This window comes from Kitasatospora sp. NBC_01302 (assembly GCF_035976515.1).
GTDB lineage: Bacteria > Actinomycetota > Actinomycetes > Streptomycetales > Streptomycetaceae > Kitasatospora.
On the sequence record NZ_CP108404.1, the window covers coordinates 8,049,624 to 8,062,538 of the forward strand.

The following is a 12,915-nucleotide window of genomic DNA, read 5'->3' on the forward strand; positions in this document are numbered from 1 at the left end:
ACCGCGCCGTCCGGGAGAGCTGTGCATCGTGGAACCCGATGGAGGTGGGAGTGCGATGAGCGCACAGCAGATCGGAAGCGATGCCACTGCGCCGGACGGCGGCCAGGGCGGCGAGGCCGCCGAGTACCGGATCGAGCACGACTCGATGGGGGAGGTCAAGGTCCCGGCCCGGGCCAAGTGGCAGGCGCAGACCCAGCGCGCGGTGGAGAACTTCCCGGTCTCCGGCCAGCGCCTGGGCCGCGCCCACATCGCCGCGCTGGCCCGGATCAAGGCTGCCGCCGCCAAGGTCAACGCCGAGCTGGGGATCGTGGCGGCGCCGGTGGCCGAGGCGATCGTGCAGGCCGCCGCCGAGGTGGCCGAGGGCCGGTGGGACGCGCAGTTCCCGATCGACGTCTTCCAGACCGGCTCGGGCACCTCCTCCAACATGAACACCAACGAGGTGCTGGCCACCCTGGCGGGTGAGCGCCTGGGCAGCCCGGTGCACCCGAACGACCAGGTGAACGCCAGCCAGTCGTCCAACGACGTGTTCCCGTCCTCGATCCACATCGCCGCCACCGCCGCCGTCAGCGACGAGCTGCTGCCGGCGCTGGGCCACCTGGCCGGTGCGCTGGAGGCCAAGGCGGCGGAGTTCGAGACGGTGGTCAAGGCCGGGCGCACCCACCTGATGGACGCCACCCCGGTGACCCTGGGTCAGGAGTTCGGCGGCTACGCGGCCCAGGTCCGCTACGGCCAGGAGCGGCTGCGCGCCACCCTGCCCCGGGTCGCCGAGCTGCCGCTGGGCGGTACCGCGGTGGGCACCGGCATCAACACCCCGCCCGGCTTCGCCGCCGCCGTCATCGCCGAGCTGGCGCGCACGACCGGTCTGCCGCTGACCGAGGCCCGCAACCACTTCGAGGCGCAGGGCGCCCGGGACGCCCTGGTCGAGCTCAGCGGGCAGCTGCGGACCATCGCGGTCGGGCTGACCAAGATCGTCAACGACCTGCGCTGGATGTCCTCGGGGCCGCGCACCGGGCTGGCCGAGATCAACCTGCCCGACCTCCAGCCGGGTTCCTCGATCATGCCGGGCAAGGTCAACCCGGTGATCCCCGAGGTGGTGGCGATGGTCGCCGCCCAGGTGGTCGGCAACGACGCCACGGTGGCGATGGCCGGCGCCAGCGGCGCCTTCGAGCTCAACGTGATGCTGCCGGTGATCGCCCGCAACCTGCTGGAGTCGATCGCGCTGCTGTCCAGTGCCGCCCGGCTGCTGGCCGACCGCACCGTGGCCGGCATCACCGCCAATGTCGAGCGGGCCCGCCGGTACGCCGAGTCCTCGCCCTCGGTGGTCACCCCGCTCAACCGCTACATCGGCTACGAGGAGGCCGCCAAGGTGGCCAAGCAGTCGCTCGCCGAGTCCAAGACGATCCGTCAGGTGGTGCTGGAGCGGGGCTACGTGGAGCGCGGCCTGCTCACCGAGGAGCAGCTCGACCAGGCCCTGGACGTGCTGCGGATGACGCGCCCGTAGGCCGGCCCGCAGGCCCCCGACGCCGGGGCGGCGGCCGTGTGGTGCGCTGCCGCGCCGGATCCAAGGTCCGTGCCTGGCGCGCGTGGTGCGGGTACGGTCGGACCCAGACCGGCCGGGCCGGCACGGTCGGGACAGCGAGGAGGCGCAGCGATGACCGAGCCAGCGGCGACCGAAACGGCGGCAAGGGGGGCGTCGGTGCGGTGTGCGCCCGCGCTGCCGAGCTGGGTGAGCCTGACGGCCACCGACCTGGACGCCGCGCAGGCCTTCTACGGTGAGCTGCTCGGCTGGTCGTTCCGCAGCAGGCCCGACCGCTGGGGCCCCTACGTGACCGCGATGGTGGACGGCGTCGCGGTGGCCGGCCTCGGCACCCTGGGCGCCCTCCAACTGCCGGTCGCCTGGACCACCTTCTTCGGGACCGAGGACGCCGACGTGGTCGCCGAGCGGATCAGGGCCCGCGGCGGCACGGTCGCCGTGGGCCCGCTGGGTTTCGACGCGGGGCGGATGGCGATCTCCTCCGACCCGGCGGGTGCCCCGTTCGGCGTCTGGGAGGGCGGCCCCGACACCGGCCGGGTGCTGAGCATGATCCCCGGTGCGCCGGTATGGATCGAGCTGCGCACCACCGACGCCTTCGCCGCCGCGCTCTTCTACGGCGAGGTCTTCACCTGGGACGGCCGCGACCCCGAGCAACTCGCGGTCCGCTGGGAGAACGACCGGGTGGTGCTACGCACGGCCGGGCGCAGCGTGGCCGCGCTCGCGGTGGCCACCGACCCGGAGGCCAGGCCGAGTTGGAACGTGTACTTCGCGGTCGACGACGCGGACGAGCGGGTGCTGGTGGCCGAGCGGCTCGGCGCCGACGTGCTGGGCGAGGTGCTGGAGACCCCGTACGGCCGGGTGGGGCACCTGCGTGACCCGCAGGGCGGCCGGTTCTCGCTGATCGGCCCGTCACCGGCCCGCTAGGCCGTGTCTCACAATTCCCGCCAGGCGCGCATTGTGAGACACGGCCTAGTGCCGCCCGGGAGGCTCACCGCGGTGCTCACTGCCGTTCGATGACGGTGCCGCACCGCCAACAGGCGGTCGGCGGCGGCCGGTCCGCGAGCGCGCCGCAGTCGGTGCAGAGCAGCGCCAGCAGACAGGCGCTCTCGCCACCGGCCGGCTCGTCCTGCGGCGGCTCGGTCGGCATCGGCTCGGGCTGCGCGGGTTCTGAGGATGCCGTCTGCTCCACCATTCCTCCATCGTCGGCGCGAGCTGCGGGCCTACGATCGCGTCCGTCCGAGTGAACCGCCCCGGCGTGTCGTTTGCTTGCGATCAGTTCGGGTACCGCTCGGCTCAATATCCCGAAGATCATCGAGCGGAGGAGCAGCATGGAACGCGAGCCCACCAGCCCGGCAGACCCGAGCGCCCGGGCGGAGCAGCTGGCACAGCGGGCGGTCGTCGAGGAAGTGGAGGCCACCGACCCGTACGACCGCGGCGACGTCGAGTGGTACGCGGTCCTCGGCGAGGACTGACCACCACCCGACGCCCTCGGTCGTACGAGGGACGCTACGCCTCGGCGGCGACCCACACCGTGGTCGTGTTGCAGAACTCCCGGATCCCGTGCCCGGACAGCTCGCGTCCGTAGCCGGAGCGCCGCACACCGCCGAACGGCAGCGCCGGGTGCGAGGCGGTCATGCCGTTGAAGAAGACCCCGCCGGCCTGGATGTCGCGCACGAAGCGCTCCTGCTCGGCGGGGTCGGTGGTCCAGACGTTGGAGCTGAGCCCGAAGGGCGTGTCGTTGGCCAGGCGCACGGCCTCCGCCAGGTCCTCGGCCCGGTAGAGCGTGGCGACCGGGCCGAACGCCTCCTCGTGGTGGATCCGCATCCGCTCGGTGATGCCGCTGAGCACGGTCGGCGGGTAGTACCACCCCTCGCCCAGCTCCGCCGGCACCTTCGCCTGGGCCTCCACCCGCGCCCCCTGCGCCAGCGCGTCCTCGACCAGCTCGGCCAGTTCGTCGCGGCCCTGCCGGGTGGCCAGCGGCCCGACCTCGGTCGCCTCCGCCATCGGGTCGCCGACCCGCAGCGCAGCCATCCGCGCGCTGAAGGCGGCCGTGAACTCCTCGTAGACGGCGGTGTGCACGATGAACCGCTTGGCCGCGATGCAGGACTGCCCGTTGTTCTGCACCCGGGCGGTGACCGCCTTGGCAGCCGCTGCCGCGACGTCCGCCGAGGGCATGACCACGAAGGGGTCGCTGCCGCCCAGCTCCAGCACGGTCTTCTTCACCTCGTCGCCCGCCACCGAGGCCACCGAGCGCCCGGCGCCCTCGCTGCCGGTCAGGGTGGCCGCGGCCACCCGGGGGTCGCGCAGCACGCCTTCGACCGCGCGCGAGTCGATCAGCAGCGTCTGGAAGCAGCCCTCGGGGAAGCCGGCGCCGCGGAACAGGTCCTCCAGGTAGAGCGCGGTCTGCGGGACGTTGGAGGCGTGCTTGAGCAGCCCGACGTTGCCCGCCATCAGCGCGGGCGCGGCGAACCGGATCACCTGCCAGAGCGGGAAGTTCCAGGGCATCACGGCCAGCACCACCCCGAGCGGGCGGTAGCGCACCCAGGCCCGGGCGGCGCCGGAGTCCGTCACGTCCTCGGGCGCCGGGTGCTCGTCCGCCAGCAGGCCCGGCGCCCGGTCGGCGTACCAGCGCATCGCCTTCGCGCACTTGGCGGCCTCGGCGCGGGCGGCGGCCAGCGGCTTGCCCATCTCGGCGGTCATCAGCGCGGCAATGGTCTCCTGATCGGCGTCGAGCAGCTCGGCGGCCCGGTGCATCAGTCGCGCCCGGTGCGCGAAGTCGGTCAACCGGTACTCGGCGAAGGTCGCCTCGGCCCGTGCCAGGCGCTGCTCGACGGCGGCGGCCGGGTAGGGCTCGAAGGTCCGCAGGGTCTGTCCGGTCGCCGGGTTCACGGTCGCGATCGCCATCGCTGGTCTCCTTGGCTGGATCTCGGGCTGGATCTCCGGACGCGCCGGCGCGTGGGCACGGCGGCCCGCCGACGCGTGACGCGGGCACGCCTACCCACGTGCGGACGAGCCTAGTCACGGACCGTGCTGCGAGAGAGGGAGGCGCGGCATGGGGGATGCTGGAGGCATGCCCGAGGGTGACACCGTCTTCCGCACCGCCGCCCAGTTGCACCGGGCGCTGGCCGGGCAGCGCCTGACCACCGCCGAGCTGCGGGTCCCCGCGCACGCCACCGCCGCGTTGACGGGGCTCCAGGTCCTGGAGGTGGCACCGCGCGGCAAGCACCTGCTCGCCCGGCTGGAGGGCGGCCTGACCCTGCACACCCATCTGCGGATGGACGGCCGCTGGCAGGTCTACCGGGCGGGGGAGCGCTGGACGGGCGGGCCTGGGCACCAGATCCGGGCCGTCCTCGGGACCACCGAGCAGACCGCCGTCGGCTACCGGCTGCCGGTGGTGCAACTGCTGCGGACGGCCGACGAGGCACAGGCGGTCGGCCACCTCGGCCCGGACCTGCTGGGCCCCGACTGGCCGGCGGGCGGGGCCGAGGAGGCGCTGCGCCGCCTGGCCGCCGCGCCCGGGCGGCCCACCGGCGAGGCGCTGCTCGACCAGCGCAACCTGGCCGGGATCGGCAATGTCTACGCCAACGAGCTGTGCTTCCTGGCCGGGGTCACGCCGTGGACCCCGTTCGGCGAGCTGCCCGCGCCCGAGCGGCTGGTCGCGTTGGCCCACCGGCTGCTCCGGGCCAACCGGCTGCGCCCGGGGCACCCGACGACCGGCGAGACGAGGCCCGACCGCAACCACTGGGTCTACCGCCGCACGGGCCGGCCCTGCCGCCGCTGCGGCACCCCGGTGCGCGGCGCGACGCAGGGCACCGCGCCGAACGAGCGGGTGGCCTTCTGGTGCCCGGTCTGTCAGCGGGGGCCGGTGCCGCCGGGGTGAGCGGGCGGCACCGGCCGGCGAGCCTGCCGCCGCGCCGCCGGGCTCCGGCCCGTCCGCTTCAGGACCGGCGCGTGCGGTGGCTCAGGTGACTCACGTGGCTCAGGCGGCTCAGGTCGCGGAGCCGGCGGCGGCGCCGGTGGCCAGGTCGGCGCCCCAGCGGTCGATGGCGGCCTGCAGGTCCAGCGCACGCATGCCGTGCTCGTCGCCGGTCGGCCAGTCCGCGCGCGGCACCCGCCACATCACCTCGAACTCGTTGCCGTCGGGGTCCTTGGCGTAGAAGGACTTGGAGACCAGATGGTCGGTCGCGCCGACCAGGGCGCCGCGCTCGCGCAGCAGCTGCCCGGTCTCGGCCAGCTCGCCGAGCGTGCCGACCTCCCAGGCCAGGTGGTAGAGCCCGACCCGGCCCGGCTGCGGGCCCGGGGCCTCGGCGCCGATGGCGAACAGGCCGAGGTCGTGGTCGTTCAGGGTCTCCTTGGCACTGAGGAAGGCGGCGCGTCCAGGGATCTCGACGTCCACCTTGAAGCCGAGCACCTCGGTGTAGAAGGCGACGGAGCGGGCCACGTCGCGGATGTAGAGCACCGCGTGGTTGAGACGGCGGACGGGCATGGTGGGTTCCTGCCTTTCGACGGGTGGGGGCTGTCGGTCAGGGGCGGCTGGGGGGCTCAACTGCCCTGCGGCTGGAGGCGGATGCCGTGGCCGAGGGTCACTGCCGTGCCCTGCGCCTTGGTGCGCAGGTAGTGCAGGTTGCTGGGGGAGGCGTGGACGCCGGTCGGCACCCGGCGGGTGACGGTCACCCCGAGCGCACCGAGCTGGGCGGCCTTGGCGGGGTTGTTGCTCAACAGTTCGATCCTCGGTGCCTGCAGGGTGTGCAGCATCTGGGCGGCCGCGGTGTAGTCGCGGGCGTCCTCCGGCAGGCCGAGGGCGGCGTTGGCGGCGTAGGTGTCGAGTCCGCCGTCCTGCTGCAGGGCGTAGGCGTCGAGCTTGTTGTACAGCCCGATGCCGCGGCCCTCCTGGCGCAGGTAGAGCAGGTAGCCGCCCTGCTCGGCGATCCGCTCGACGGACTCGCGCAGCTGCGGGCCGCAGTCGCAGCGCGCGGAGCCGAAGACGTCACCGGTCAGGCACTCGGAGTGCAGCCGGACCAGCGGGGTGCCGGTCGCGTGCGGGGTGCCGAGACCGAGTGCGAGGTGTTCCTGGCCGTCGGCGAGCCCGTGGAAGGTCGTCATCTCGGCGTCGACCTGGAAGCCGTCGCCGAAGTGCAGCGGCACCCGCACCCTGGTGCGCACCCGGGCGGGCGGCAGCTGCGGCGGAACGGCGGACGGGACGGCGCTGGTCATGGGGTCTCCGGTCGGGTCCGGGGATGTTCCGGGATGGTCGGAAAAGTTGTTCAAATTTGAAGCTGAGGTCGACAGTACACCGATCTTCAAATTTGAACAACAGCGCTAGGCTCTTCCCATGGCAGAGACCCGGTGGCTGGACGAGCAGGAGATGGCGGCGTGGCGAGGATTCCTCGCGGCGAGCAATCTGGTGGCGCGCCGGCTGGAGCAGCAGTTGAAGGACGAGGCCGGGCTGTCGCACACCCAGTACGAGATCCTGGTCCACCTCTCCGCCATGCCCGAGGGGGCGCTGCGGATGACCGAGCTGGCCGAGCGCCTGATCACCTCCAAGAGCGGGCTGACCTACCAGGTCGCCCAGCTGGAGAAGGCGGGGCTGGTCCGGCGGCGCTCCTGTGCCAGCGACGTGCGCGGGGTGGTCGCGTTCCTGACCGAGGAGGGCCATGAGGCGCTGCGGGCGGCGGCGCCCGGGCACGTGGCCGCGGTGCGGGCGGCGCTGATCGACGTGCTGGACCGGGAGCAGCTGGTGGCGGTGGCCGAGGCGCTGGGTGAGGTCGCGCGGCGGCTGCGGGAGTGAGGGTGGCCTCCGGCCCGGGTGCGGATGAACGCCCGGTGGCGGGATCGGGTCTACGCGGGTCCTGGTGGGCTTCTTCCTGCTGAGGTGGCCTCAGTTGTCTAGCGGGGCGCACGGATTGGCCGCTACGCTCGCCGGGCGCAGCCATGCCAATCATTGGTATGGCTGCAGCGGCACTCGCGTTCTCGCAACTGTGGCACCTCTCCCACCAGCCCATCAGGAGCGACCATGTCCCGCACTGCCCGCTACTCCCGCCTGCCCAGATCCGCCCGTCTCGGGTCCGTGCTCGCCGCCCTGCTGGTCGCCGCCGGCCTCGGCCTCGCCGCCCCGGCGCAGGCCGACACCGCCGGGCGCGGCTTCCAGCCCAGCCACCCGGACCAGGACCACGCCGGCTCCACCATCGCGGCCCACGAGGCTGTGGGCACCGGCGGTGCGCGACCGCTGGTCACCCAGACCGGCGGCATGGACGTCGCCAGCTACCAGGGCACCGTCGACTGGAGCACGGCCGCCGCCAACGGCGCAGGCTTCGCCTACGTCAAGGCCACCGAGGGCACTGGCTACACCAATCCGTACTTCGCCCAGCAGTACGACGGCTCGTACCAGGCCGGACTGATCCGCGGCGCCTACCACTTCGCGCTGCCGAACGCCTCCAGCGGTTCGGCGCAGGCCAGTTGGTTCGTCGGCCACGGCGGCGGCTGGTCCGCCGACGGCCTGACCCTGCCGCCCGCGCTGGACATCGAGTACAACCCCTACGGCGCCAGCTGCTACGGCCTCGGCCAGAGCGCCATGGTGAGCTGGATCCGGGACTTCAGCAACACCGTCGACAGCCTGACCGGCCGGTATCCCACCATTTACACCACAACCGACTGGTGGAGTTCCTGCACCGGCAACTACGGCGGCTTCGGCGCCACCAACCCGCTCTGGATCGCGCGTTACTCCAGCTCACCCGGCACGCTGCCGAACGGCTGGGCGTACCAGACCTTCTGGCAGTACGCGGACTCCGGCACCTTCCCGGGCGACCAGGACACCTTCAACGGCGCCTACAGCCGCCTGCAGGCGCTGGCCACCGGCTGACAAGCCTGCCCCCGGGCATCGCTCGTGCGGGTGAGTCCGGGGGCGTGCCAGTTTCCCGACCGGGCGCGGCGGCGTTTGACGGTGCGTCAGGTCTGCGGAACGGGCTGAGGAGCGGTCGAGTGTCGGACCAACTGCGCACGCAGGCGCTGCCGCCCGTGGCGGACGCGGCCTTCGACCTCGCGGACCCGGCCTTCTGGCGGCTGCCCGCCGAGCAGCAGGCCGCCGCCTTCCGCCGGCTGCGCTCGCTCGGCGGGCCGGTCTGGTTCGTCGAGCGGCCGGGCGGTCTGCTGCGCCGTGAGCGCGGCTTCCACGCGCTGGTGCGGCACGCCGACGTGGTCGCGGCCAGCCGCCGCCCCGAGGCGTTCCGCAGCGCGCCCGGCGTCACCACGCCGGAGCCGGCCCGCTGGGTGCGGCTGCTCTTCGGCGACTCGATGGTCAATCTGGACGACCCGCAGCACGCACAGCTGCGCCGGATCGTCGCGCGCGCCTTCACCCCGCGGCTGCTCGGCCGGGTGGAGGCGGAGATCGGCGCGATCGCCACCCGGATCGTCGACGAGGTGATCGCCGAGCGGCCCACCGACTTCGTCCCGGCCGTCGCCGCCCAGCTGCCGTTCCAGGTCATCTGCCGCATGATGGGCATCCCCGAGGAGCACTGGCCGCTGATCCTGCGTCAGATCGACCAGGCCACCGAGCACACCGGGGTGCGACGGCCGCTGCGGGAGCGGATCCGGGTTCCCGGGCAGGGGCTGCGGGCGCTGGCGCGGCTGCAGCGGGTGGTGGCCGAGGTGGGCCGGGAGCGGCGTCGGAACCCCACCGAGGACCTGATCTCCGCGCTGGTCGGCGCCGACCTGGACGGCCGCGGCTTGACCGGCCGTGAACTGGGCGCGTTCTTCTCGCTGTTGCTCGTCGCGGGGGTGGAGACCACCCGCAATGCGCTCGCCCACGGGCTGCACCTGCTCAGCACCCACCCCGAGCAGCGAGCCCTGCTGCTGGCCGACCCGGAGCGGCACCTGGACGGCGCGGTGGAGGAGATCCTGCGGCACGCCACGCCGATCATCCAGTTCCGCCGGACCGTGGCCGTCGACCAGGAGCTGAACGGCACCAGGCTGGCCCGGGGCGAGAAGGTGGTGCTCTTCTACGGCTCGGCCGGGCGCGACGAGGCGGTCTTCGCCGACCCCGACGCCTTCGACATCACCCGCGACCCCAACCCGCACCTGGCCTTCGGGGGCGGTGGGCCGCACTACTGCCTCGGCGCCCACCTGGCCCGGCAGGAGATGAAGGCGCTGTACCGGGAGCTGTTCACCCGGCTGCCGGAGGTCCGCTCGGTCGCAGCGCCGGAGTTGATCCCCTCCAGCTTCGACCACCGGGTGCGCTCGCTGGCCTTCACCCTCGGCTGAGCCGGCCGCTCGCGCCACGGGAGCCCGGCCGCGAAACGGGAGCCTGCCGACGAATCGGGAACCTGGTCACGAACCAGGAAAAGCAGGACGTCCCCGTACTTATGCGGCAAACCTGACGCAGTCCCGGGAGGGACTGCGGACAGTGCCCCGCCCGCCCGCTCGGGGCTCTGATCAGGGCCTCACCAGTCGCTAGCGTGGTTCGTGGTCAGTGGAGTGCCAGGGAATTTCCGTACCGGGCTTGTGACTTGCTTCGCTCCAGCTGGCCTGCTTCCTCTTCGGCAACTAAGGCTGGTGCATATGAGTACGACCGTGCAATCGGGACGGGACGGGACCCGTGGCAACCTTGCGCTGGGAGCACTCGGGCTTGGCGCTTTCGTGGTCGGTACGGCCGAACTGGTGATCGTCGGGATCCTGGACCTGGTGGCGAAGGATCTGAAGGTCTCGGTCGGTACGGCCGGCCTGCTGGTGACCGCGTACGCGCTGGGCATCTGCATCGGCGGTCCGCTGCTGACGGTGCTGACCGTGCGGCTCGGCCGCCGGGTCCTGCTCGGGATCACCCTGGCCGCCTTCATCGTCGGGAACGTGCTGGCGCTGAGTGCGGTCAACTTCGGCATGCTCGTGGCGGCCCGGGTGCTCACCGGGTCGGTGCACGGGCTCTTCGTCGGGGTGGCCTCGATGGTCGCCTCCAGCCTGGTGCCGCCGGAGCGGCGCGGCCAGGCGGTGGCGATGGTCTTCGGCGGCATCGCGGTCTCGACCGTGGTGGGTGTGCCGCTGGGCACCCTGATCGGACAGTCCATCAGCTGGCAGGCGGCGTTCGTGGGGATCGTGATCCTGGCGGCGATCGCCCTGGTGGCGGTGGTGATGCTGGTGCCCCCGGTGTCGGCGGCCACCGATTCGGGCCTTCGAGCGCAGGCGAAATTCGCCTTCGCCCCAAGGGTGTTGGGGATGCTGTTGGTCGGTCTGCTGCTGCTGGGCGGCGAGTTCGCGGCCTTCACCTACATTTCGAGCTTCCTGCAGGACGTGACCAAGGTCTCCGGTGGTGCGGTCAGTGGCTTCGTGCTCGCCTTCGGCGTCGCAAGTGCGGTGGGTGCCATTGTCGGTGGCCGGTTCGCCGACCGCAATGCCTCCAACACGCTGCTGGTCTGCAACGTCGGCCTGGTGGTGGCGCTGGTGCTGCTCAAGCTGGTCGGTGCCAGTCCCATCCCGGTGATCATCGTGCTGGCCCTGTGGGGCCTGGTCGGCTTCGGCCTGACGCCGGCCTTCCAGCTGCGGGTGATCGGTCTGGCCGGCCCTGGTGGCGGCCTGGCGGCGACCCTGGGCGCCTCGGCGGTCAACGCCGGTATCGCGGTGGGCGCGGCCGTCGGCGGCTGGGCCGAGGGCGGCCACGGCGCGGGCGCCGTGGTGGTGACCGGCGCGATCATCTGCGCGGTCGGTCTGCCGGTCACCTGGGCCTCGCGGTTCCTGACCCCGCCCGCCGCGGAGCCGCTCGCCGGGTCCTCGTCCGGTGTGACGGTCGCGGCGGCGGACGAGGGCGCGGCCGGGTTGGCCGCCGACTCCGCGGTGCTCCAGGCCGACTGACCCCTGAAGCAACCCGTAGCGGACTGACGCGGCACCGCCGCTCGGCGGTGCCGCCCGTTTGAGAGAGGGGATGTCCATGAAGGTCATATCGAAGGCCGGCCTGCCCAGCATCGTGATCAACGGGGAGACCGCCGCGCACATCTTCCAGGGGGTCGCGGCGGGGACCACCGTCTCGGCGTTCATCGTGGACGTGAGCGGTGAGGTGGGTCCGGACCGGCACACCCACCCGTACGACGAGGTGTTCGTGATCGTCGAGGGCCGGGTCAGAATCCAGGCCGGCGACGAGACGATCGACGGGACCCCGGACTCCATCGTGGTGGTGGAGGCGGAGGTCCCGCACACCTTCTACAACCTGGGCCCGGGCCCGGCCCGGATGGTGAACATCCACGCGGCCGAGCGGGCGGTGACCAACTTCACCACCGACGCGCACGGCCACAACGACAGCTACGAGTACGCCCACGAGAACTGACGCTTCGTCAGGCCGTGCACTCTTCGAAAGGTCGCCTTGATGGACATCGGCATTCTGGGCAGCGGGATGATCGGCTCGGCGGTCGGCCGGCTGCTGGTGGACGCGGGCCACAAGGTGGCGATCGCGAACTCGCGGGGCCCCGAGTCGCTGGAGCAACTCGTCAGTGAGCTCGGTCCGTTGGCGACCGCCGCCAGCATCCCGCAGGCCATCGCCTTCGGTGACCCCGTGGTGGTGCTGGCGATTCCGTTCGGCCGCTACCAGGACCTGCCCGCCGCCGAGCTGGCGGGCAGGATCGCGGTGGACACCACGAACTACACCCCCGCGCGGGACGGGCGGATCGGCGAACTGGCCTCGGGCTCGGTGACCTCGAGTGAGCTGATCGCCGGTCACCTGCCCGGCACCCGACTGGTGAAGTCGCTGAACACGCTCTACTACCGCACGATGCTGGAGCGGGCCAGGCCCGGCGCTCCGCGGGCCGAGCGCACCGCCTTCTTCGTGGCCGGTGACGACGCGGAGGCGAACGCGCTGGTCGCCCGCCTGGTCGAGGAGATCGGCTTCGCGGCCGTGGCCACCGGTTCGCTGCGCGAGGGCGACGCCCGGCAGGGCACCGGCTCCGCGGTCTTCAACGTGCCGCTGCTGGTGGACCAGGTGCGGCGCGAGGGCTGGTAGGCCCATAGCGGTCCGGTCCCGGGGGCGAGCAGTGCCCCCGGGGCCCGGGCGATGACGGACGACAGGATCAACTGGCATGGGGAGTGGATGACATGAGCGTGCTGGAGACGATCAGGTTCCACCTGCGCGAGGGCGTCTCGGACGAGGACTTCCTGGGACGCAACCAGACGGTGGAGCGCGAGTACATGGCCAAGCGCCCGGGCTTCTCAGCCCGTTGGACCTCGAAGTCGGCCACCGGCGAGTGGCTGGTGGTGGTGCGCTGGAACAGCGTCGCGGAGGCCGAGGCGACCATCAACGAGTTCCTGAAGGCGCCCCAGACACAGGAGTTCCTGGCCGTGGTCGATCCGTCCACGGTGTCGTCGGGGCACTACGAGCTGGTCGAGGACTGATGTCGGATCGGCAGGCCGCC

Annotated in this window: 15 protein-coding genes; 11 read left to right on the forward strand and 4 right to left on the reverse strand. The window is 72.6% G+C overall.

Annotated features, from left to right (window positions below; genetic code table 11):
• The first annotated feature begins 55 nt into the window (after window positions 1-55).
• Window positions 56-1,501 carry a class II fumarate hydratase gene (locus OG294_RS35065; RefSeq protein WP_327070588.1) on the forward strand — a complete coding sequence of 482 codons (1,446 nt, stop codon included), beginning with the start codon at window positions 56-58 and terminating at the stop codon, window positions 1,499-1,501.
• Between the two features lie 150 nt (window positions 1,502-1,651).
• A complete protein-coding gene (locus OG294_RS35070) occupies window positions 1,652-2,458 on the forward strand; it encodes a VOC family protein (protein WP_327070589.1) in 807 nt (268 codons plus the stop codon).
• A gap of 76 nt (window positions 2,459-2,534) precedes the next feature.
• On the opposite strand, the gene OG294_RS35075 is transcribed toward OG294_RS35070, so the two are convergent.
• Window positions 2,535-2,726, reverse strand: a complete 192-nt coding sequence (locus tag OG294_RS35075) for a hypothetical protein (protein WP_327070590.1) — start codon at window positions 2,724-2,726, stop codon at window positions 2,535-2,537.
• 136 nt (window positions 2,727-2,862) lie between these two features.
• Between OG294_RS35075 and OG294_RS35080 the strand changes: the two genes are divergently transcribed.
• Window positions 2,863-3,006, forward strand: a complete 144-nt coding sequence (locus OG294_RS35080; RefSeq protein ID WP_327070591.1) for a hypothetical protein — start codon at window positions 2,863-2,865, stop codon at window positions 3,004-3,006.
• 34 nt (window positions 3,007-3,040) lie between these two features.
• Here the strand turns inward: OG294_RS35080 and OG294_RS35085 are convergent, their stop codons facing one another.
• A complete protein-coding gene (locus tag OG294_RS35085; protein WP_327070592.1) occupies window positions 3,041-4,438 on the reverse strand; it encodes an NADP-dependent succinic semialdehyde dehydrogenase in 1,398 nt (465 codons plus the stop codon).
• A 166-nt stretch (window positions 4,439-4,604) separates the two neighbouring features.
• Here OG294_RS35085 and OG294_RS35090 point away from each other — a divergent pair, with 166 nt between their 5' ends.
• Window positions 4,605-5,414 (forward strand): DNA-formamidopyrimidine glycosylase family protein, encoded by an 810-nt coding sequence (locus tag OG294_RS35090; RefSeq protein WP_327071786.1) that lies wholly within the window; start codon window positions 4,605-4,607, stop codon window positions 5,412-5,414.
• 108 nt (window positions 5,415-5,522) lie between these two features.
• Here OG294_RS35090 and OG294_RS35095 read toward each other — a convergent pair whose 3' ends face one another.
• Together OG294_RS35095 and OG294_RS35100 are read right to left on the reverse strand one after the other, a co-directional pair.
• Window positions 5,523-6,020, reverse strand: a complete 498-nt coding sequence (locus tag OG294_RS35095; protein ID WP_327070593.1) for a VOC family protein — start codon at window positions 6,018-6,020, stop codon at window positions 5,523-5,525.
• Window positions 6,021-6,076: 56 nt separating this feature from the next.
• The gene (locus tag OG294_RS35100) at window positions 6,077-6,748 is read right to left on the reverse strand and encodes a GTP cyclohydrolase II (protein WP_327070594.1); all 672 of its coding nucleotides are present in this window, start codon (window positions 6,746-6,748) and stop codon (window positions 6,077-6,079) included.
• 118 nt (window positions 6,749-6,866) lie between these two features.
• Between OG294_RS35100 and OG294_RS35105 the strand changes: the two genes are divergently transcribed.
• The 7 genes from OG294_RS35105 to OG294_RS35135 all read left to right on the forward strand — a co-directional run bounded on the left by OG294_RS35105 (window position 6,867) and on the right by OG294_RS35135 (window position 12,895).
• Entirely contained in the window at window positions 6,867-7,322 is a 456-nt protein-coding gene (locus OG294_RS35105; RefSeq protein ID WP_327070595.1) for a MarR family winged helix-turn-helix transcriptional regulator, read from the forward strand.
• Between the two features lie 225 nt (window positions 7,323-7,547).
• Entirely contained in the window at window positions 7,548-8,393 is an 846-nt protein-coding gene (locus tag OG294_RS35110; protein ID WP_327070596.1) for a lysozyme, read from the forward strand.
• A 119-nt stretch (window positions 8,394-8,512) separates the two neighbouring features.
• Window positions 8,513-9,790, forward strand: a complete 1,278-nt coding sequence (locus OG294_RS35115; RefSeq protein WP_327070597.1) for a cytochrome P450 — start codon at window positions 8,513-8,515, stop codon at window positions 9,788-9,790.
• A 297-nt stretch (window positions 9,791-10,087) separates the two neighbouring features.
• Complete coding sequence (locus OG294_RS35120; protein WP_327070598.1) at window positions 10,088-11,368, forward strand: MFS transporter; 1,281 nt, start codon at window positions 10,088-10,090, stop codon at window positions 11,366-11,368.
• A 76-nt stretch (window positions 11,369-11,444) separates the two neighbouring features.
• Entirely contained in the window at window positions 11,445-11,837 is a 393-nt protein-coding gene (locus OG294_RS35125; protein WP_327070599.1) for a cupin domain-containing protein, read from the forward strand.
• Between the two features lie 39 nt (window positions 11,838-11,876).
• Window positions 11,877-12,506 (forward strand): NADPH-dependent F420 reductase, encoded by a 630-nt coding sequence (locus tag OG294_RS35130; RefSeq protein WP_327070600.1) that lies wholly within the window; start codon window positions 11,877-11,879, stop codon window positions 12,504-12,506.
• A 92-nt stretch (window positions 12,507-12,598) separates the two neighbouring features.
• The gene (locus OG294_RS35135) at window positions 12,599-12,895 is read left to right on the forward strand and encodes a hypothetical protein (RefSeq protein WP_327070601.1); all 297 of its coding nucleotides are present in this window, start codon (window positions 12,599-12,601) and stop codon (window positions 12,893-12,895) included.
• The last annotated feature ends 20 nt before the right edge of the window (window positions 12,896-12,915 follow it).

What these genes read in the sequence shown, in the direction of transcription:
- OG294_RS35090 (WP_327071786.1), top strand. Translation starts at nt 4,605, where the DNA reads ATGCCCGAGGGTGACACCGTCTTCCGCACCGCCGCCCAGTTGCACCGG.
- OG294_RS35100 (WP_327070594.1), bottom strand. Translation starts at nt 6,748, where the DNA reads ATGACCAGCGCCGTCCCGTCCGCCGTTCCGCCGCAGCTGCCGCCCGCC.
- OG294_RS35110 (WP_327070596.1), top strand. Translation starts at nt 7,548, where the DNA reads ATGTCCCGCACTGCCCGCTACTCCCGCCTGCCCAGATCCGCCCGTCTC.
- OG294_RS35120 (WP_327070598.1), top strand. Translation starts at nt 10,088, where the DNA reads ATGAGTACGACCGTGCAATCGGGACGGGACGGGACCCGTGGCAACCTT.
- OG294_RS35095 (WP_327070593.1), bottom strand. Translation starts at nt 6,020, where the DNA reads ATGCCCGTCCGCCGTCTCAACCACGCGGTGCTCTACATCCGCGACGTG.
- OG294_RS35075 (WP_327070590.1), bottom strand. Translation starts at nt 2,726, where the DNA reads ATGGTGGAGCAGACGGCATCCTCAGAACCCGCGCAGCCCGAGCCGATG.
- OG294_RS35085 (WP_327070592.1), bottom strand. Translation starts at nt 4,438, where the DNA reads ATGGCGATCGCGACCGTGAACCCGGCGACCGGACAGACCCTGCGGACC.
- OG294_RS35130 (WP_327070600.1), top strand. Translation starts at nt 11,877, where the DNA reads ATGGACATCGGCATTCTGGGCAGCGGGATGATCGGCTCGGCGGTCGGC.
- OG294_RS35070 (WP_327070589.1), top strand. Translation starts at nt 1,652, where the DNA reads ATGACCGAGCCAGCGGCGACCGAAACGGCGGCAAGGGGGGCGTCGGTG.
- OG294_RS35135 (WP_327070601.1), top strand. Translation starts at nt 12,599, where the DNA reads ATGAGCGTGCTGGAGACGATCAGGTTCCACCTGCGCGAGGGCGTCTCG.
- OG294_RS35080 (WP_327070591.1), top strand. Translation starts at nt 2,863, where the DNA reads ATGGAACGCGAGCCCACCAGCCCGGCAGACCCGAGCGCCCGGGCGGAG.
- OG294_RS35065 (WP_327070588.1), top strand. Translation starts at nt 56, where the DNA reads ATGAGCGCACAGCAGATCGGAAGCGATGCCACTGCGCCGGACGGCGGC.
- OG294_RS35105 (WP_327070595.1), top strand. Translation starts at nt 6,867, where the DNA reads ATGGCAGAGACCCGGTGGCTGGACGAGCAGGAGATGGCGGCGTGGCGA.
- OG294_RS35125 (WP_327070599.1), top strand. Translation starts at nt 11,445, where the DNA reads ATGAAGGTCATATCGAAGGCCGGCCTGCCCAGCATCGTGATCAACGGG.